The sequence below is a fragment of the Providencia sp. 21OH12SH02B-Prov genome (assembly GCF_027362595.1).
Lineage (GTDB): Bacteria > Pseudomonadota > Gammaproteobacteria > Enterobacterales > Enterobacteriaceae > Providencia > Providencia zhejiangensis.
On the sequence record NZ_CP114796.1, the window covers coordinates 241830 to 257975 of the forward strand.

Here is a 16146-nt window from a genome sequence, read left to right on the forward strand (position 1 = left end):
TACGAACAGCGTATTTTAAATACCGTTGGAAATTATCAGTAAATAAATAACAGCCGGTTTTTAGCCGGCTTGCTGTTATTATTTTCTTAACCGAACACTCTGAATGGAATGGTTTTCACCCTTAGTCATGATGAGGCTAGCACGTTCTTTTGTCGGCAAAATATTTTCTTTGAGATTGAGTCCATTAATTTCATCCCAAATAGCGCCAGCGATATTAACGGCTTCTTCTTCACTCAATTTAGAGTAATTGTGAAAATAAGAATCAGGATCTGAGAATGCGCCTTGGCGAAATTTTAAGAATCTCCCCACATACCACTGTTTTAATAGTTCAGGGTTCGCATCGACATAGATAGAGAAGTCAACAAAATCGGATACAAACACATGGTGAGGGTCATGTGGGTAGTCCATATCGCTTTGTAACACGTTCAAGCCTTCTAAAATCAATATATCAGGTTGATCAATGACTTGTTGTTGGTCGGGAACGATGTCATAAGTGAGGTGCGAGTATACTGGTGCAACAACATTGCGGGCGCCTGACTTTATTTGTGAGACAAAGTTAACCAACCTACGCATATCATAAGATTGAGGGAAACCTTTTTTCTTCATGATATTACGATCTTTTAAAACTTGGTTCGGATATAAAAAACCATCCGTTGTGATTAAATCAACTTTTCGATGCTCAGGCCAGCGAGTCAACAGCGCCTGTAATAAGCGAGCCGTCGTGCTTTTACCGACAGCAACACTTCCAGCAATCCCTATAATGTATGGAACCTTAGCGCCATTGGTACCAAGAAATTGTTCTAACACAGCTTGGCGACGTAAATTAGAGCTAATATAGAAATTGAGTAAACGAGACAATGGTAGATAGATCTCAATAACATCTTCCATGGAGAGTTCTTCATTAATGCCTTTCAGCTCAGAAAGCTCACTTGGTGTTAATGTTAATGGCACTGAATCACGTAATGTAGCCCAATGTTCTCGATCAAACTCTAAGTATGGTGTAGTAATTAAATTCTCTGTCTGTTTCATAAACCAACATCTGCCTATTCTATGCAGGTTGGACAGGTTGCCTAAACACCCGTATCCGTAAAATTAAGTTGCATCATAGCGAGTGAAAGATAGTAGGCGTAGAACTTTTTATGTTTTATGTGAATTTTTTTTGACGGAGGCTGTAAAAATATCATTAACTGCTGAAAAAAACAGCGATAGACATGGTCTCTAAACAGACAAAAAACGTCATTTTTAATTTTAAAAAATGAGTTCACCATTTTTTTATGGTGCCAAGACACTTTACTGATTAAATAATCCTAGATTATAGTAGCAATTCGCTGTAGATGTTTTAAGCTGAATGTAGCGAAAAAAGCATCAAAATCACAAAAAACGAATAAAATGTGAGCAAGCGAACAAAAAATTAAATTTTTTTGTTGCAAGTCGCGCTCACTCTTCCTAGAATGCGCAGCACTTGATGCCGGCATAGCTCAGTTGGTAGAGCAACTGACTTGTAATCAGTAGGTCCCGAGTTCGACTCTTGGTGCCGGCACCAATTAACAATTTGGATAGGTGGGATACCCAAGCGGCCAAAGGGAGCAGACTGTAAATCTGCCGTCATCGACTTCGAAGGTTCGAATCCTTCTCCCACCACCATCTCCAAGAAGCTTCCCAAGAGGAAACTTTAAGGAACAGTTTAGCAGCTGATAACTCAGGTAGCCGAGTTCATTGCGGGCATCGTATAATGGCTATTACCTCAGCCTTCCAAGCTGATGATGCGGGTTCGATTCCCGCTGCCCGCTCCAAGATGTGCTGATATGGCTCAGTTGGTAGAGCACACCCTTGGTAAGGGTGAGGTCGGCAGTTCGAATCTGCCTATCAGCACCACTTCCCTTATGTTCTCAAATATCTCCCTGATTTGTCTCCTGTAAAAAGCAAGCAAATAGAATCTTAACTGCTTGGTTGATGTGGTGTAGCCACCGATTCCGTGTCTTAGAGGGACAATCTAATGTCTAAAGAAAAATTTGAACGTTCAAAACCGCACGTTAACGTTGGTACAATCGGCCACGTTGACCACGGTAAAACTACCCTGACAGCAGCAATCACTACTGTTCTGGCAAAAACTTACGGCGGTAGCGCTCGTGCATTCGATCAAATCGATAATGCACCAGAAGAAAAAGCGCGTGGTATCACCATCTCTACTTCTCACGTAGAGTACGATACACCAACTCGCCACTACGCACACGTAGACTGCCCAGGACACGCCGACTATGTTAAAAACATGATCACCGGTGCTGCGCAGATGGATGGTGCAATCCTGGTTGTTGCTGCAACTGATGGCCCAATGCCACAAACTCGTGAGCACATCCTGTTAGGTCGTCAGGTTGGTGTTCCTTACATCATCGTTTTCCTGAACAAATGTGACATGGTAGACGACGAAGAGCTGTTAGAGCTAGTTGAAATGGAAGTTCGTGAGCTTCTGTCTCAGTACGATTTCCCAGGCGATGACACTCCAGTTATCCGTGGTTCAGCTCTGAAAGCGCTGGAAGGCAACCCAGAGTGGGAAGCGAAAATTGTTGAATTAGCAGAAGCACTGGACAGCTACATTCCAGAGCCAGAGCGTGCAATTGACAAGCCATTCCTGCTGCCAATCGAAGACGTATTCTCAATCTCTGGTCGTGGTACAGTAGTAACAGGCCGTGTTGAGCGTGGTATCATCAAAGTGGGTGAAGAAGTTGAAATCGTTGGTATCAAAGAGACCGCGAAAACCACTTGTACTGGTGTTGAAATGTTCCGTAAGCTTCTAGACGAAGGTCGTGCAGGTGAGAACGTTGGTGTTCTTCTGCGTGGTACTAAGCGTGAAGAAATCGAACGTGGTCAAGTTCTGGCGAAACCAGGTTCAATCAAGCCACACACTACTTTCGAATCAGAAGTTTATATCCTGAGCAAAGATGAAGGTGGTCGTCACACTCCATTCTTCAAAGGCTACCGTCCACAGTTCTACTTCCGTACAACTGACGTAACCGGTACTATCGAACTGCCAGAAGGCGTAGAGATGGTAATGCCAGGTGACAACATCAACATGAAAGTTACCCTGATCCACCCAATCGCGATGGATGATGGTTTGCGTTTCGCAATCCGTGAAGGTGGCCGTACTGTAGGTGCGGGTGTTGTTGCAAAAATCATTGCATAATAACAACCCACTTTAGTAAAAAGGGCATCATTAAGATGCCCTTTTGCATTTCAACGCTCTATTCCCTATTTTAACTCTCTCACTTTCATTTCACTTCGAACAATTACAAATAAAACTGTTCCTCTAGATATTATAATAATGAGTGATATTTTAATTTATTCATTACATATCAACGCGTTAAATCGATCACAGAACAAACATTAATCTGAGTGCTTTCTAAAAAGATAAGACACAGCGCCTATTATTTAATAGTTGATGTCAAAATAAGGAAGCTAACTATGATTTCGTTTGAAAATAAGGTCGGTATCATTACTGGCGGTAATAGTGGAATTGGTTTAGCGGCGGCAAAAAAGTTTTTAGCGCTAGGGGCATCAGTTGTGATAACGGGGACTAACGTAGTTCGTGGTCAGAATGCTGAAAAGAAATTACAGGAAAAAGGGTACCCGATAAAATTTATACAAATGGATGCTGCTAGCGAAAAAGATAACCAACAATTGGTACAGTTTGTAGCGAAAGAATATGGCACGATTGATTTTTTATTCGCAAATGCAGGGGTTCTGACTGATAGTGCTGCGGATAAATTAGCGTATGAGCAATGGAAGCGTCTCATTGATGTTAATTTGAATGGTGTTTTTTTGATCAATCAGGCAGTGATTCAATATTGGTTAAAAAATCAGCAAAAAGGAGCCATTGTTAACTGTAGTTCGATTTGCTCTTTTGTTGGTCAGCATGAATTTTCTGGATATTGTGCCTCAAAAGGGGGAGTAAAGTTGTTAACGCAAACATTAGCCATAGATTATGCGATCCACAATATTCGTGTGAATGCCGTTTGTCCTGGTTATATTGATACTCCTTTGTTAGATGGACGTCATTTAGATAAGCAGAAATTAGCAGAGCTTCATCCGATGAAAAGAATAGGTACGCCAGAAGAAGTTGCTAATGTTGTTGCATTTTTAGCGAGTGATGTAGCCTCTTTTGTCACAGGTGCTTCATATCTGGTTGATGGAGGCTTCACCGCTTAGCGAGAGAAATGTAAATTAACAATAATGATAATTGAAATGGTAATCATTATTATTTAAACTGCCTGTATGTGATTTATACAGGTAGTTGTTATGTACGTATGTCTTTGTGAAGCTATTACCGACAAACAAATTAGGAATGCCGTACGTCAGCATCATGTGGCATCCTTAAAAGGTTTACGCCAAATTCTTCCCATTGGTCGTGAGTGTGGCAAATGTATTAGGCAAACACGTGAAATTATGAATGAAGAGCTAATACATATCGGCCAGCTACACATTGCTGAAGTCGCTTAATCGAAATAAGAATCATTTAACTCATTCATTAATAAGTAACTTTCATTTTAAATCTTGCAGATAAAATTACTCATTCATCGAATTTCAGTACTACACTTTAAAGACTGGAAGCGATGGAGGATTAAAAATGAAAGGCGATAAAAAAATGATAGCCCATTTAAACAAACTGTTGGGCAATGAATTAGTAGCAATTAATCAATATTTTCTTCATGCCCGTATGTTCAAAAATTGGGGATTAACCCGCCTCAACGAAGTGGAATACCATGAATCAATTGATGAAATGAAGCATGCAGATAAATATATTGAGCGTATATTATTTCTTGAAGGAATACCTAACCTACAAGATCTGGGTAAATTGAACATTGGTGAAGATGTTGAAGAAATGTTGGCCTCAGATCTCAAACTCGAATTAGATGGTGCTAAAAATCTGAAAGAAGCGATCAGTTATGCTGATTCCATCCATGACTATGTTAGTCGTGACTTAATGATTGAAATCTTAGCAGATGAAGAGAACCATATTGATTGGATTGAGACTCAGCTCGATTTAATTAAACGTATGGGGATTCAAAACTATACGCAAGCTCAAATCATCGAAGAGTAATCAAACTTCACATTATGCATTTTCCAAAAATGCCTCATTTGCTTACTGTGCGATGGGGCATTTTTTATTATCGGCAAAGAGGGAAGGGGGATAAAAATCAGAAAAATTCGCACATATTTTCCACGATTACTTGCGTTTAAGATTCAGTTGCGTATAATGCGCGGGCTTACTGATTAGTAATCTCTAATTTTTTAGGTTTTAAAGGTCAGTATTGAGTCAACGATTTGTTGCTCATTTAGACAATACTCCCGATTTGGGGGTTACATCAAAGAACGATTACACTCCCCCATCAATCGAAATGGGTGCGAGGAGTAATTATTTACGTTTATAAAATAGTTGGAGCTCTGGTCTCATGCAGAACCAAAGAATCCGTATCCGCCTGAAAGCCTTTGATCATCGTTTAATTGATCAATCAACTGCGGAAATCGTAGAGACTGCTAAGCGCACTGGTGCGCAAGTTCGTGGTCCTATCCCGCTGCCGACACGTAAAGAGCGTTTTACCGTTCTGATTTCTCCGCACGTTAACAAAGATGCGCGTGATCAGTACGAAATTCGCACTCACAAACGTCTGGTTGACATCGTTGAGCCAACCGAGAAGACCGTTGATGCTCTGATGCGTCTGGACCTGGCTGCCGGCGTAGACGTGCAGATCAGCCTGGGTTAATCAGGTCGTCGAACGATTGAGAGGTTGAAACAATGATTGGTTTAGTCGGTAAGAAAGTGGGTATGACTCGTATCTTCACTGAAGATGGCGTTTCTATCCCTGTAACTGTTATCGAAATCGAAAATAACCGTGTTACTCAGGTTAAAACTGCAGAAACTGACGGTTACAATGCAATTCAGGTGACTACTGGTAGCAAAAAAGCGAACCGTGTATCTAAGCCTGAAGCAGGTCATTTCGCTAAAGCTGGCGTTGAAGCTGGCCGTATTCTACGTGAATTCCGTACTGAAGAAGGTGCAGAGTTTAACGTAGGTCAAAGCATTAGCGTTGAAATTTTCGCTGACGTTAAAAAAGTCGACGTTACTGGTACATCTAAAGGTAAAGGTTTTGCCGGCACAGTTAAGCGCTGGAATTTCCGTACTCAAGATGCGACTCACGGTAACTCCTTGTCACACCGTGTTCCGGGTTCTATCGGTCAGAACCAGACTCCGGGCAAAGTGTTTAAAGGCAAGAAAATGGCAGGCCAACTGGGTAATGAGCGTGTAACCGTTCAGAGCTTAGATGTAGTACGTGTTGACGCTGAGCGCAACCTGCTGCTGGTCAAAGGTGCTGTTCCAGGAGCAACTGGTAGCAACCTGATCGTAAAACCGGCTGTCAAGGCTTAACGTCGAGGAGATAGGAATGGAATTGGTAATGAAAGACGCGCAAAGCGCGCTGACTGTTTCCGAAACTACCTTCGGGCGTGATTTCAATGAAGCGCTTGTTCACCAAGTAGTTGTTGCGTATGCAGCTGGTGCTCGTCAAGGTACTCGTGCTCAGAAAACTCGTGCTGAAGTTTCTGGTTCAGGTAAAAAACCATGGCGTCAAAAAGGCACAGGCCGCGCACGTTCTGGTTCTATCAAGAGCCCAATTTGGCGCTCTGGTGGTGTTAGCTTTGCTGCTAAACCACAGGACCACAGTCAAAAAGTTAATAAGAAGATGTACCGTGGTGCTCTGAAAAGCATCCTGTCTGAACTGGTACGTCAAGATCGTCTGATCGTTGTCGAGAAGTTTTCTGTTGAAGCACCTAAAACTAAGTTGCTAGCACAAAAACTGAAAGATATGGCTCTGGAAGATGTGCTGATCATCACTGCTGAATTAGATGAGAATCTGTTCTTAGCAGCACGTAACCTGTACAAGGTTGACGTTCGTGATGCAGCGGGTATCGACCCAGTTAGCTTAATCGCCTTCGACAAAGTGGTTATGACTGCTGATGCTGTGAAGCAAGTTGAGGAGATGCTGGCATGATCCGTGAAGAACGTCTGCTAAAAGTACTGCGCGCGCCGCACGTATCTGAAAAAGCTTCTACAGCGATGGAAAAAAGCAATACCATCGTTCTCAAAGTTGCGAAAGACGCGACTAAAGCAGAAATCAAAGCTGCTGTGCAGAAACTGTTTGAAGTCGAAGTTGAAGGTGTTAACACTTTGCTGGTTAAAGGCAAAACTAAACGCCACGGTCAGCGTTTCGGTCGTCGTAGCGACTGGAAAAAAGCTTACGTTAAGCTGAAAGAAGGCCAGAATCTGGACTTCATTGGCGGCGCAGAGTAAGTCGGAGGAGTAAAGAACAATGGCAATTGTTAAATGTAAACCTACGTCTCCGGGCCGTCGCCACGTAGTTAAAGTGGTTAACCCTGAGCTGCATAAGGGTAAACCTTATGCTCCGCTGTTAGAGAAAAACAGCAAATCCGGTGGTCGCAACAACAATGGCCGTATCACCACTCGTCACATTGGTGGTGGCCATAAGCAACATTATCGTCTGGTTGACTTTAAACGCAACAAAGATGGTATCCCTGCTGTTGTTGAGCGTTTGGAATATGATCCAAACCGTTCTGCGAACATTGCACTGGTTCTATATAAAGACGGTGAACGTCGTTATATTCTTGCACCTAAAGGCCTGAAAGCTGGTGACCAGATTCAATCTGGTGTTGATTCAGCAATCAAAGCTGGTAACGCACTGCCTATGCGCAACATCCCTGTTGGTTCTACAGTTCACAACATCGAACTGAAACCAGGTAAAGGTGGTCAGTTAGCGCGTTCAGCAGGTACTTACGCTCAGATCGTTGCTCGTGACGGTGCTTATGTCACCCTACGTCTGCGTTCTGGTGAAATGCGTAAAGTTCTGGCTGATTGCCGTGCAACTTTAGGTGAAGTTGGTAACGCTGAACATATGTTACGTGTTCTGGGTAAAGCTGGTGCTAGCCGCTGGCGTGGTATTCGTCCTACTGTTCGTGGTACGGCGATGAACCCAGTTGACCACCCACATGGTGGTGGTGAAGGTCGTAACTTTGGTAAACACCCTGTAACACCATGGGGCGTTCAGACCAAAGGTAAGAAAACTCGTAGCAACAAGCGTACTGATCAATTCATCGTACGTCATCGTTCTAAAAAATAATTAGAGGATAAGCCATGCCACGTTCTCTCAAGAAAGGTCCTTTTATTGACCTGCACTTGCTGAAGAAGGTAGAGAAAGCGGTGGAAAGCGGAGACAAGAAGCCTCTCAAGACTTGGTCCCGTCGTTCAACGATCTTTCCTAATATGATCGGATTGACCATCGCTGTCCATAATGGTCGTCAGCATGTTCCAGTTTTCGTAACCGACGAAATGGTTGGTCACAAACTGGGTGAATTCGCACCGACTCGCACTTATCGCGGCCACGCGGCTGATAAGAAAGCTAAGAAACGTTAAGGATAGGAGGAAGAGATGGAAACTTTAGCTATGCATCGCCACGCTCGTTCTTCTGCCCAGAAGGTTCGCTTAGTTGCAGACCTTATTCGCGGTAAGAAAGTGTCGCAAGCTCTGGAAATTCTGACCTATACCAACAAGAAAGCTGCTGGTTTAGTGAAGAAAGTACTTGAATCTGCAATTGCTAACGCAGAGCAAAACGATGGCGCTGACATTGATGACCTGAAAGTTGCGAAAATTTTCGTAGACGAAGGTCCAACCATGAAACGCATCATGCCGCGTGCGAAAGGCCGTGCAGATCGTATTCTTAAGCGCACCAGCCACATTACTGTGGTTGTGTCCGATCGCTGAGACTCTGGAGACTAGCAATGGGTCAGAAAGTACATCCTAATGGTATTCGCCTGGGTATTGTCAAACCTTGGAACTCTACTTGGTACGCGAATACTAATGAATTCGCTGACAACCTAGACAGCGATTATAAAGTACGCCAGTACTTGAACAAAGAATTGGCAAAAGCGTCAATTTCACGCATCGTTATCGAGCGTCCTGCAAAAAGCATCCGTGTGACTATTCACACTGCTCGCCCAGGTATCGTTATCGGTAAGAAAGGTGAAGACGTAGAAAAACTGCGTAAAACAGTAGCGGATATCGCTGGTGTTCCTGCGCAAATCAATATCGCCGAAGTTCGTAAACCAGAACTAGACGCTAAATTGGTTGCTGATAGCATCGCTTCACAGCTGGAACGTCGTGTTATGTTCCGTCGTGCTATGAAACGTGCTGTACAGAACGCAATGCGTCTGGGCGCTAAAGGTATCAAAGTTGAAGTCAGTGGCCGTTTAGGCGGTGCTGAAATCGCTCGTACCGAGTGGTATCGTGAAGGCCGTGTGCCACTGCACACTCTACGTGCTGATATCGATTACAACACTTCAGAAGCGCACACTACTTATGGTGTTCTCGGCGTTAAGGTATGGATCTTCAAAGGTGAGATTCTGGGTGGTATGGCTGCTGTTGAACAAGCTGAGAAACCAGCTGCTCAACCTAAAAAGCAGCAGCGTAAAGGCCGCAAGTAAGGAGAGTCGCTGATGTTACAACCAAAGCGTACAAAATTCCGTAAAGTGCATAAAGGCCGCAACCGTGGTCTGGCACAAGGTACGGATGTTAGCTTCGGCACTTTCGGTCTTAAAGCTGTGGGCCGTGGTCGTCTGACTGCTCGTCAGATCGAAGCGGCACGTCGTGCTATGACCCGTGCAGTTAAGCGTCAAGGTAAAATCTGGATCCGTGTGTTCCCAGATAAGCCAATTACTGAAAAGCCACTCGAAGTTCGTATGGGTAAAGGTAAAGGTAACGTAGAATATTGGGTTGCTTTGATCCAGCCTGGTAAAGTCCTGTATGAAATGGACGGTGTGCCTGAAGAGCTGGCTCGTGAAGCATTCTCTCTGGCAGCAGCGAAACTGCCTATCAAAACCACCTTTGTAACTAAGACGGTGATGTAATGAAAGCACAAGAGCTGCGCGAAAAAAGCGTTGAAGAGCTGAATTCTGAACTGCTGAATCTGCTGCGTGAACAATTCAATTTACGTATGCAGGCTGCAAGCGGTCAGCTACAACAGTCTCATCTGTTGAAACAAGTGCGTCGCGATATCGCACGTGTGAAGACTTTACTGACTGAGAAGGCAGGTGCGTAATGAGCGATAAAATCCGTACTCTGCAAGGTCGTGTAGTTAGCGATAAAATGGAGAAATCCATCGTTGTTGCTATCGAGCGTATGGTGAAGCACCCTCTGTATGGTAAATTCATCCGTCGTACGACTAAATTGCACGTACATGACGAGAACAATGAATGTGGTATCGGTGACGTGGTAGAAATCCGCCAAACTCGTCCACTGTCTAAGACTAAGTCTTGGGCCTTAGTTCGCGTTGTTGAAAAAGCAATTCTGTAATAGAATAGCTTCTTCTGATAAATAAACGGCTCTTTTTTTACTGGGCCGTTTATTTTTTTCTGTCCATAACGAAGATGTGGTGTTATAATGCCGCGCCCTCGTATTATGGGGTATATTGAACGGTCTCTTCAATAATGAAGTGGCTCAGTAGTAGTTGACATTTAGCGGAGCACTAAAATGATCCAAGAACAGACTATGCTGAACGTGGCCGACAACTCCGGTGCACGTCGCGTAATGTGTATCAAGGTTCTAGGTGGCTCGCACCGTCGCTACGCAGGCGTCGGCGACATCATTAAAATTACTGTTAAAGAAGCAATTCCACGCGGTAAAGTGAAAAAAGGTGATGTCCTGAAGGCGGTAGTGGTGCGCACCAAGAAGGGTGTACGTCGCCCGGACGGTTCTGTCATTCGCTTCGATAGTAATGCATGCGTTATTTTAAACAATAACAGCGAGCAGGTAGTCGGTACGCGTATTTTTGGGCCGGTAACTCGTGAACTTCGTACAGAGAAGTTTATGAAAATTATTTCACTGGCACCTGAAGTACTCTAAGGAGCGGAACTATGGCAGCGAAAATCCGTCGTGATGACGAAGTTATCGTGCTGACTGGTAAAGATAAAGGTAAGCGCGGTAAAGTAAAACAGGTTATTTCTTCTGGTAAAGTTATCGTTGAAGGTATCAATCTGGTTAAGAAACATCAGAAGCCTGTCCCGGCTCTGAACCAACCAGGTGGCATCGTTGAAAAAGAAGCGGCTATTCAAGTTTCTAACGTTGCAATCTTTAACAAGGCAACCGGTAAGGCTGACCGTGTAGGCTTTAGATTTGAAGACGGTAAAAAAGTCCGTTTCTTCAAGTCTAACAGTGAAACTATCAAGTAATTTTTGGAGTATACGATGGCGAAACTGCATGATTACTATAAAGACGAAGTAACTAAACAACTGATGACTCAGTTTGGTTACAATTCTGTCATGCAAGTCCCTCGGGTCGAGAAGATCACCCTGAACATGGGTGTTGGTGAAGCGATCGCTGATAAGAAACTGCTGGATAATGCAGCAGCTGACTTAGCAGCAATCTCTGGTCAAAAACCACTGATCACCAAAGCACGCAAATCTGTTGCAGGCTTCAAAATCCGTCAGGGCTATCCAATCGGCTGTAAAGTAACTCTGCGTGGCGAACGCATGTGGGAGTTCCTTGAGCGACTGATTTCTATTGCTGTACCACGTATTCGTGACTTCCGTGGCTTGTCCGCTAAGTCATTTGATGGTCGCGGTAACTACAGCATGGGTGTACGTGAACAAATCATCTTCCCTGAAATCGATTACGATAAAGTGGATCGTGTACGTGGTTTAGATATTACTATCACCACGACTGCGAAATCAGATGATGAAGGTCGCGCACTGTTAGCAGCGTTCAACTTCCCGTTCCGCAAGTAAGGCAGGGTACTCATGGCTAAGAAATCTATGAAAGCGCGTGATGTTAAGCGTGCTAAATTAGCTGATAAGTTCTTCGCAAAGCGCGTTGAGCTGAAAGCTATCATCTCTGATGTAAAAGCATCTGATGAAGATCGCTGGGACGCTGTTCTCAAGCTGCAAACACTGCCACGTGATTCAAGTCCTTCTCGTCAGCGTAACCGCTGCCGTCAAACTGGGCGTCCGCACGGTTTCCTGCGGAAATTTGGTCTGAGCCGTATTAAAGTCCGTGAAGCCGCTATGCGCGGTGAAATCCCGGGCCTTAAAAAGGCTAGTTGGTAATTGTCACCATATTGAATCACGGGAGTAAAGACAGATGAGCATGCAAGATCCCATCGCGGATATGCTGACCCGTATCCGTAACGGTCAGGCCGCGAACAAAGTTGCGGTCACCATGCCTTCCTCCAAGCTGAAAGTGGCAATTGCCAAAGTGCTGAAGGAAGAAGGTTATATTGAAGATTTTAAAATTGAAGGCGACATCAAGCCAGAATTGGAACTGACTCTGCGTTATTTCCAAGGTAAGGCTGTTGTAGAAAGCATTCAGCGTGTAAGCCGCCCAAGTCTGCGCATCTATAAGAAAAAAGATGAGCTGCCACAAGTTATGGCTGGCCTAGGCATCGCTGTTGTTTCTACCTCTAAAGGTGTCATGACTGATCGTGCAGCTCGCCAAGCTGGTCTTGGTGGCGAGATTCTCTGCTACGTAGCTTAATTCGGGAGGAAAGAATGTCTCGTGTGGCAAAAGCACCCGTCGTCATTCCTGCCGGCGTAGAGGTAAAACTCAACGGTCAGGTTATTTCGATTAAGGGTAAAAACGGCGAGCTTACTCGTACTATCCATAATGCGGTTGAAGTTAAACATGAAGATGGCCGCTTAACTTTCGCACCACGCGAAGGTTTTGCTGATGCTTGGGCACAGGCGGGTACTTCTCGTTCTTTGCTTAACTCAATGGTTGTTGGTGTTACTGAAGGCTTCACTAAAAAACTTCAACTAGTCGGTGTTGGTTACCGTGCAGCAATCAAAGGCAATGCAGTTAGCTTGTCTTTAGGTTTCTCGCATCCGGTTGAACACGCACTGCCAGCAGGCATTACTGCAGAATGTCCAACACAAACTGAAATCGTACTGAAAGGTGCTGATAAGCAAGTGATTGGTCAAGTCGCGGCAGAACTGCGTGCTTACCGTCGTCCTGAGCCTTACAAAGGCAAGGGTGTTCGTTACGCCGATGAAATCGTGCGTACTAAAGAGGCTAAGAAGAAGTAAGGTAACACTATGGATAAGAAAGCAGCTCGTATCCGTCGTGCGACCCGCGCACGCCGCAAGATCCAAGAGTTGGGTGCGACACGCCTGGTGGTACACCGTACTCCACGCCATATTTATGCGCAGGTTATCGCTCCAAACGGTTCTGAAACTTTGGTGGCCGCTTCTACTACAGAAAAAGCTATCAATGAGCAAGTGAAATTCACTGGAAACAAAGACGCAGCAGCAGTTGTTGGTAAAATTATTGCTGAGCGCGCACTGGAAAAAGGCATCACTGTTGTTGCTTTTGACCGTTCTGGTTTCCAATATCATGGTAGAGTCCAGGCACTGGCAGATGCTGCCCGTGAAGCTGGCCTTCAGTTCTAAGGTAGAGGTGTAAGATGGCTCACATCGAGAAACAAGCTGGTGAACTGCAGGAAAAGCTGATCGCGGTAAACCGCGTAGCAAAAACCGTTAAAGGTGGCCGTATTTTCAGCTTTACAGCACTAACAGTAGTTGGTGATGGTAACGGTCGCGTTGGTTTTGGCTACGGCAAAGCGCGCGAAGTTCCGGCAGCAATCCAGAAAGCGATGGAAAAAGCCCGTCGCAGTATGAAAACCGTTGCTCTAAACAACGGCACACTGTTCCACCCTGTGAAAGGTACACACACCGGTTCTCGCGTGTTTATGCAACCTGCTCACGAAGGTACCGGTATCATTGCCGGTGGTGCAATGCGTGCTGTTTTAGAAGTAGCTGGAGTTCGCAACGTACTGGCTAAAACCTATGGTTCCACAAACCCAATCAACGTGGTTCGTGCAACACTGGATGCTTTAGACAGCATGAAGTCTCCAGAAATGGTCGCAGCTAAGCGTGGAAAATCCGTCGAAGAAATTCTGGGGTAATCAGCCATGGCTAAGACTATTAAAATTACACAAGTTCGCAGTTCAATCGGTCGTCTGCCTAAGCATAAGGCAACTTTGGTCGGTTTAGGTCTGCGTCGCATTGGTCATACAGTAGAACGTGAGGATACTCCTGCTGTTCGCGGTATGGTCAACTTGGTTTCCTACATGGTTAAAGTTGAGGAGTAAGAGATGCGTTTAAATACTCTGTCTCCGGCTGAAGGTGCCAAGCACGCGCCTAAGCGCTTAGGTCGTGGTATCGGTTCTGGTCTGGGTAAAACCGGCGGACGTGGTCACAAAGGTCAGAAATCTCGTTCTGGCGGTGGCGTGCGTCGTGGTTTTGAAGGTGGCCAGATGCCTTTATACCGTCGTCTACCAAAATTTGGTTTTACTTCACGTAAAGCAATGATCACCGCAGAGATTCGTCTGTCTGATTTTGCTGCTGTTGAAGGCGATGTAATTGATCTGAACGCACTAAAAGCCGCGAATGTTGTTGGCATCCAGATTGAATATGCGAAAGTTATTCTGTCTGGCGAAGTGAATCGTGCAGTTACTGTACGTGGCCTTCGTGTTACTAAAGGTGCTCGCGCTGCGATTGAAGCTGCCGGCGGTAAAATTGAGGAATAAGTGACAGATGGCTAAACAACCAGGATTAGATTTTCAAAGTGCCAAGGGTGGAGTTGGTGAACTGAAGCGCAGACTTTTGTTTGTTATTGGTGCACTAATCGTTTTCCGAATTGGTTCTTTTATTCCAATCCCTGGTATTGATGCCACTGTGCTTGCCAAATTGCTCGAACAGCAACAAGGCACCATCATTGATATGTTTAACATGTTCTCTGGTGGTGCTCTTAGCCGAGCTTCTATCTTTGCTTTGGGTATTATGCCGTATATTTCTGCGTCAATTATTATCCAATTATTATCTGTGGTTAACCCACGATTAGCAGAGATTAAGAAAGAAGGTGAAGCAGGTCGTCGGAAGATAAGCCAATATACCCGTTGGGGTACTTTGGTTTTAGCAATATTCCAATCTGTTGGTATTGCGATGGGTCTTCCGAATATGCCAGGGATGCAAGGGCTAGTTATTGATCCGGGTCTCCCGTTCTACTTCACGGCTGTTGTTAGCTTAGTTACTGGAACCATGTTCTTGATGTGGCTAGGTGAGCAGATAACTGAAAGAGGTATTGGTAACGGTATCTCAATCATTATCTTCGCTGGTATCGTTGCGGGTCTACCGCCGGCCATTGGCCATACTATCGAGCAAGCTCGGCAAGGCGATCTGCACTTCCTCCTGTTGCTGTTGGTTGCAGTGCTCGTATTCGCGGTAACTTTCTTTGTTGTATTCATGGAGCGTGGTCAACGTCGTATCGTTGTTAACTACGCGAAACGTCAACAAGGACGCCGTGTTTATGCTGCACAAAGCACACATTTACCACTAAAAGTGAATATGGCGGGTGTAATTCCTGCAATTTTTGCTTCCAGTATCATACTGTTCCCGGGTACAATAGCATCCTGGTTCGGTGATGGGACTGGTTGGGACTGGTTAACGACTATTTCGATGTATTTACAACCAGGCCAACCGTTGTATGTGTTGCTTTATGCTTCTGCGATCATCTTCTTCTGTTTCTTCTATACGGCGTTGGTTTTCAACCCAAGAGAAACGGCAGATAACCTGAAGAAGTCCGGTGCATTTGTACCAGGAATTCGTCCGGGAGAGCAAACGGCCAAGTACATTGATAAGGTAATGACACGTCTAACTTTAGTTGGCGCGCTCTATATTACCTTTATCTGCCTAATCCCGGAGTTCATGCGTGACGCAATGAAAGTACCTTTTTACTTTGGTGGTACTTCCCTATTAATCGTAGTCGTCGTTATCATGGACTTTATGGCTCAAGTGCAAACTCTCATGATGTCAAGTCAATATGAGTCTGCATTGAAGAAAGCAAATCTTAAAGGTAAGTAATCACTTAGTGTGATTATGGTTTGCTTTAGAAGTTACGGAGAGTAAAAATGAAAGTTCGTGCTTCCGTCAAGAAATTATGCCGTAACTGTAAAGTTATCCGTCGCAATGGTAGCGTTCGTGTAATTTGCAGTGTTGAACCAAGACATAAACAACGTCAAGGTTAAGAAAAAGCAT

At 44.5% G+C, this 16146-nt stretch carries 28 protein-coding genes and 4 tRNA genes; 31 read left to right on the forward strand and 1 reads right to left on the reverse strand.

The annotated features are described in order from the left end of the window. Nucleotides 1-78 precede the first annotated feature (78 nt). On the reverse strand, nucleotides 79-1029 hold the full coding sequence (coaA, locus tag O7C57_RS01045; protein WP_154624779.1) for a type I pantothenate kinase: 951 nt from the start codon (nucleotides 1027-1029) through the stop codon (nucleotides 79-81). A gap of 438 nt (nucleotides 1030-1467) precedes the next feature. Here coaA and O7C57_RS01050 point away from each other — a divergent pair. From O7C57_RS01050 to rpmJ, 31 genes are all read left to right on the forward strand, one after another. Then, nucleotides 1468-1543: transfer RNA gene (locus tag O7C57_RS01050), tRNA-Thr, on the forward strand. Nucleotides 1544-1559: 16 nt separating this feature from the next. Continuing rightward, nucleotides 1560-1644, forward strand: a tRNA-Tyr gene (locus tag O7C57_RS01055). Between the two features lie 74 nt (nucleotides 1645-1718). Beyond that, nucleotides 1719-1793 (forward strand) — tRNA-Gly (locus O7C57_RS01060). 6 nt (nucleotides 1794-1799) lie between these two features. Then, nucleotides 1800-1875, forward strand: a tRNA-Thr gene (locus O7C57_RS01065). Nucleotides 1876-1996: 121 nt separating this feature from the next. Next, the gene (gene tuf, locus O7C57_RS01070) at nucleotides 1997-3181 is read left to right on the forward strand and encodes an elongation factor Tu (protein ID WP_154624778.1); all 1185 of its coding nucleotides are present in this window, start codon (nucleotides 1997-1999) and stop codon (nucleotides 3179-3181) included. A gap of 278 nt (nucleotides 3182-3459) precedes the next feature. Next, nucleotides 3460-4203, forward strand: a complete 744-nt coding sequence (locus O7C57_RS01075) for an SDR family NAD(P)-dependent oxidoreductase (protein WP_269723517.1) — start codon at nucleotides 3460-3462, stop codon at nucleotides 4201-4203. A gap of 90 nt (nucleotides 4204-4293) precedes the next feature. Next, nucleotides 4294-4494, forward strand: coding sequence for a bacterioferritin-associated ferredoxin (bfd, locus tag O7C57_RS01080; protein WP_154624959.1), 201 nt, complete (start codon nucleotides 4294-4296; stop codon nucleotides 4492-4494). Nucleotides 4495-4621: 127 nt separating this feature from the next. Then, nucleotides 4622-5095 (forward strand): bacterioferritin, encoded by a 474-nt coding sequence (gene bfr, locus O7C57_RS01085; protein WP_154624958.1) that lies wholly within the window; start codon nucleotides 4622-4624, stop codon nucleotides 5093-5095. Between the two features lie 352 nt (nucleotides 5096-5447). After that, complete coding sequence (gene rpsJ / locus O7C57_RS01090; RefSeq protein WP_001181005.1) at nucleotides 5448-5759, forward strand: 30S ribosomal protein S10; 312 nt, start codon at nucleotides 5448-5450, stop codon at nucleotides 5757-5759. A gap of 32 nt (nucleotides 5760-5791) precedes the next feature. Next, a complete protein-coding gene (gene rplC / locus O7C57_RS01095; RefSeq protein ID WP_154624957.1) occupies nucleotides 5792-6421 on the forward strand; it encodes a 50S ribosomal protein L3 in 630 nt (209 codons plus the stop codon). A gap of 16 nt (nucleotides 6422-6437) precedes the next feature. Continuing rightward, nucleotides 6438-7043: a 50S ribosomal protein L4 gene (rplD, locus tag O7C57_RS01100; protein ID WP_004926458.1), complete on the forward strand. Its 606-nt coding sequence runs from the start codon at nucleotides 6438-6440 to the stop codon at nucleotides 7041-7043. After that, nucleotides 7040-7342 carry a 50S ribosomal protein L23 gene (gene rplW, locus O7C57_RS01105; RefSeq protein ID WP_269723518.1) on the forward strand — a complete coding sequence of 101 codons (303 nt, stop codon included), beginning with the start codon at nucleotides 7040-7042 and terminating at the stop codon, nucleotides 7340-7342. Before rplD ends, rplW begins: the two co-directional genes overlap by 4 nt. A 19-nt stretch (nucleotides 7343-7361) precedes the next feature. Further along, a complete protein-coding gene (rplB, locus tag O7C57_RS01110; RefSeq protein ID WP_070928794.1) occupies nucleotides 7362-8186 on the forward strand; it encodes a 50S ribosomal protein L2 in 825 nt (274 codons plus the stop codon). 14 nt (nucleotides 8187-8200) lie between these two features. Further along, a complete protein-coding gene (gene rpsS / locus O7C57_RS01115; protein ID WP_004265426.1) occupies nucleotides 8201-8479 on the forward strand; it encodes a 30S ribosomal protein S19 in 279 nt (92 codons plus the stop codon). A 15-nt stretch (nucleotides 8480-8494) separates the two neighbouring features. Next, nucleotides 8495-8827, forward strand: a complete 333-nt coding sequence (gene rplV, locus O7C57_RS01120; protein WP_004265430.1) for a 50S ribosomal protein L22 — start codon at nucleotides 8495-8497, stop codon at nucleotides 8825-8827. A 17-nt stretch (nucleotides 8828-8844) separates the two neighbouring features. Continuing rightward, a complete protein-coding gene (gene rpsC, locus O7C57_RS01125) occupies nucleotides 8845-9546 on the forward strand; it encodes a 30S ribosomal protein S3 (RefSeq protein WP_004926451.1) in 702 nt (233 codons plus the stop codon). Nucleotides 9547-9558: 12 nt separating this feature from the next. Then, nucleotides 9559-9969: a 50S ribosomal protein L16 gene (gene rplP, locus O7C57_RS01130; RefSeq protein WP_004926449.1), complete on the forward strand. Its 411-nt coding sequence runs from the start codon at nucleotides 9559-9561 to the stop codon at nucleotides 9967-9969. Next, nucleotides 9969-10160, forward strand: a complete 192-nt coding sequence (gene rpmC / locus O7C57_RS01135) for a 50S ribosomal protein L29 (protein WP_008913885.1) — start codon at nucleotides 9969-9971, stop codon at nucleotides 10158-10160. Before rplP ends, rpmC begins: the two co-directional genes overlap by 1 nt. After that, entirely contained in the window at nucleotides 10160-10414 is a 255-nt protein-coding gene (rpsQ, locus tag O7C57_RS01140; protein WP_154624956.1) for a 30S ribosomal protein S17, read from the forward strand. The genes rpmC and rpsQ overlap by 1 nt, the downstream gene beginning before the upstream one ends. Before the next feature lie 177 nt (nucleotides 10415-10591). Further along, nucleotides 10592-10963 (forward strand): 50S ribosomal protein L14, encoded by a 372-nt coding sequence (gene rplN, locus O7C57_RS01145; protein WP_004926446.1) that lies wholly within the window; start codon nucleotides 10592-10594, stop codon nucleotides 10961-10963. A gap of 11 nt (nucleotides 10964-10974) precedes the next feature. Beyond that, entirely contained in the window at nucleotides 10975-11289 is a 315-nt protein-coding gene (gene rplX / locus O7C57_RS01150; protein WP_154624955.1) for a 50S ribosomal protein L24, read from the forward strand. Nucleotides 11290-11304: 15 nt separating this feature from the next. Next, nucleotides 11305-11844 (forward strand): 50S ribosomal protein L5, encoded by a 540-nt coding sequence (gene rplE / locus O7C57_RS01155; protein ID WP_070928791.1) that lies wholly within the window; start codon nucleotides 11305-11307, stop codon nucleotides 11842-11844. A 12-nt stretch (nucleotides 11845-11856) separates the two neighbouring features. Further along, nucleotides 11857-12162 (forward strand): 30S ribosomal protein S14, encoded by a 306-nt coding sequence (rpsN, locus tag O7C57_RS01160; protein ID WP_154624954.1) that lies wholly within the window; start codon nucleotides 11857-11859, stop codon nucleotides 12160-12162. A 34-nt stretch (nucleotides 12163-12196) separates the two neighbouring features. Then, complete coding sequence (gene rpsH / locus O7C57_RS01165; RefSeq protein ID WP_004907134.1) at nucleotides 12197-12589, forward strand: 30S ribosomal protein S8; 393 nt, start codon at nucleotides 12197-12199, stop codon at nucleotides 12587-12589. A gap of 14 nt (nucleotides 12590-12603) precedes the next feature. Then, nucleotides 12604-13137, forward strand: coding sequence for a 50S ribosomal protein L6 (rplF, locus tag O7C57_RS01170; RefSeq protein WP_154624953.1), 534 nt, complete (start codon nucleotides 12604-12606; stop codon nucleotides 13135-13137). A 9-nt stretch (nucleotides 13138-13146) separates the two neighbouring features. After that, the gene (rplR, locus tag O7C57_RS01175) at nucleotides 13147-13500 is read left to right on the forward strand and encodes a 50S ribosomal protein L18 (protein ID WP_070928789.1); all 354 of its coding nucleotides are present in this window, start codon (nucleotides 13147-13149) and stop codon (nucleotides 13498-13500) included. Nucleotides 13501-13514: 14 nt separating this feature from the next. Then, nucleotides 13515-14015, forward strand: coding sequence for a 30S ribosomal protein S5 (gene rpsE, locus O7C57_RS01180; protein WP_004265471.1), 501 nt, complete (start codon nucleotides 13515-13517; stop codon nucleotides 14013-14015). Between the two features lie 6 nt (nucleotides 14016-14021). After that, complete coding sequence (gene rpmD / locus O7C57_RS01185; protein WP_004265475.1) at nucleotides 14022-14201, forward strand: 50S ribosomal protein L30; 180 nt, start codon at nucleotides 14022-14024, stop codon at nucleotides 14199-14201. A 3-nt stretch (nucleotides 14202-14204) separates the two neighbouring features. Continuing rightward, a complete protein-coding gene (gene rplO / locus O7C57_RS01190; RefSeq protein ID WP_070928788.1) occupies nucleotides 14205-14639 on the forward strand; it encodes a 50S ribosomal protein L15 in 435 nt (144 codons plus the stop codon). A 7-nt stretch (nucleotides 14640-14646) separates the two neighbouring features. Continuing rightward, nucleotides 14647-15972: a preprotein translocase subunit SecY gene (gene secY / locus O7C57_RS01195; RefSeq protein WP_070928787.1), complete on the forward strand. Its 1326-nt coding sequence runs from the start codon at nucleotides 14647-14649 to the stop codon at nucleotides 15970-15972. Between the two features lie 47 nt (nucleotides 15973-16019). Beyond that, complete coding sequence (gene rpmJ, locus O7C57_RS01200) at nucleotides 16020-16136, forward strand: 50S ribosomal protein L36 (RefSeq protein WP_071548716.1); 117 nt, start codon at nucleotides 16020-16022, stop codon at nucleotides 16134-16136. Nucleotides 16137-16146 lie beyond the last annotated feature (10 nt).

Excerpts from the sequence above, each read along its gene's own strand:
- coaA (WP_154624779.1), bottom strand. The coding sequence starts at position 1,029 with ATGAAACAGACAGAGAATTTAATTACTACACCATACTTAGAGTTTGAT.
- tuf (WP_154624778.1), top strand. The coding sequence starts at position 1,997 with ATGTCTAAAGAAAAATTTGAACGTTCAAAACCGCACGTTAACGTTGGT.
- O7C57_RS01075 (WP_269723517.1), top strand. The coding sequence starts at position 3,460 with ATGATTTCGTTTGAAAATAAGGTCGGTATCATTACTGGCGGTAATAGT.
- bfd (WP_154624959.1), top strand. The coding sequence starts at position 4,294 with ATGTACGTATGTCTTTGTGAAGCTATTACCGACAAACAAATTAGGAAT.
- bfr (WP_154624958.1), top strand. The coding sequence starts at position 4,622 with ATGAAAGGCGATAAAAAAATGATAGCCCATTTAAACAAACTGTTGGGC.
- rpsJ (WP_001181005.1), top strand. The coding sequence starts at position 5,448 with ATGCAGAACCAAAGAATCCGTATCCGCCTGAAAGCCTTTGATCATCGT.
- rplC (WP_154624957.1), top strand. The coding sequence starts at position 5,792 with ATGATTGGTTTAGTCGGTAAGAAAGTGGGTATGACTCGTATCTTCACT.
- rplD (WP_004926458.1), top strand. The coding sequence starts at position 6,438 with ATGGAATTGGTAATGAAAGACGCGCAAAGCGCGCTGACTGTTTCCGAA.
- rplW (WP_269723518.1), top strand. The coding sequence starts at position 7,040 with ATGATCCGTGAAGAACGTCTGCTAAAAGTACTGCGCGCGCCGCACGTA.
- rplB (WP_070928794.1), top strand. The coding sequence starts at position 7,362 with ATGGCAATTGTTAAATGTAAACCTACGTCTCCGGGCCGTCGCCACGTA.
- rpsS (WP_004265426.1), top strand. The coding sequence starts at position 8,201 with ATGCCACGTTCTCTCAAGAAAGGTCCTTTTATTGACCTGCACTTGCTG.
- rplV (WP_004265430.1), top strand. The coding sequence starts at position 8,495 with ATGGAAACTTTAGCTATGCATCGCCACGCTCGTTCTTCTGCCCAGAAG.
- rpsC (WP_004926451.1), top strand. The coding sequence starts at position 8,845 with ATGGGTCAGAAAGTACATCCTAATGGTATTCGCCTGGGTATTGTCAAA.
- rplP (WP_004926449.1), top strand. The coding sequence starts at position 9,559 with ATGTTACAACCAAAGCGTACAAAATTCCGTAAAGTGCATAAAGGCCGC.
- rpmC (WP_008913885.1), top strand. The coding sequence starts at position 9,969 with ATGAAAGCACAAGAGCTGCGCGAAAAAAGCGTTGAAGAGCTGAATTCT.
- rpsQ (WP_154624956.1), top strand. The coding sequence starts at position 10,160 with ATGAGCGATAAAATCCGTACTCTGCAAGGTCGTGTAGTTAGCGATAAA.
- rplN (WP_004926446.1), top strand. The coding sequence starts at position 10,592 with ATGATCCAAGAACAGACTATGCTGAACGTGGCCGACAACTCCGGTGCA.
- rplX (WP_154624955.1), top strand. The coding sequence starts at position 10,975 with ATGGCAGCGAAAATCCGTCGTGATGACGAAGTTATCGTGCTGACTGGT.
- rplE (WP_070928791.1), top strand. The coding sequence starts at position 11,305 with ATGGCGAAACTGCATGATTACTATAAAGACGAAGTAACTAAACAACTG.
- rpsN (WP_154624954.1), top strand. The coding sequence starts at position 11,857 with ATGGCTAAGAAATCTATGAAAGCGCGTGATGTTAAGCGTGCTAAATTA.
- rpsH (WP_004907134.1), top strand. The coding sequence starts at position 12,197 with ATGAGCATGCAAGATCCCATCGCGGATATGCTGACCCGTATCCGTAAC.
- rplF (WP_154624953.1), top strand. The coding sequence starts at position 12,604 with ATGTCTCGTGTGGCAAAAGCACCCGTCGTCATTCCTGCCGGCGTAGAG.
- rplR (WP_070928789.1), top strand. The coding sequence starts at position 13,147 with ATGGATAAGAAAGCAGCTCGTATCCGTCGTGCGACCCGCGCACGCCGC.
- rpsE (WP_004265471.1), top strand. The coding sequence starts at position 13,515 with ATGGCTCACATCGAGAAACAAGCTGGTGAACTGCAGGAAAAGCTGATC.
- rpmD (WP_004265475.1), top strand. The coding sequence starts at position 14,022 with ATGGCTAAGACTATTAAAATTACACAAGTTCGCAGTTCAATCGGTCGT.
- rplO (WP_070928788.1), top strand. The coding sequence starts at position 14,205 with ATGCGTTTAAATACTCTGTCTCCGGCTGAAGGTGCCAAGCACGCGCCT.
- secY (WP_070928787.1), top strand. The coding sequence starts at position 14,647 with ATGGCTAAACAACCAGGATTAGATTTTCAAAGTGCCAAGGGTGGAGTT.
- rpmJ (WP_071548716.1), top strand. The coding sequence starts at position 16,020 with ATGAAAGTTCGTGCTTCCGTCAAGAAATTATGCCGTAACTGTAAAGTT.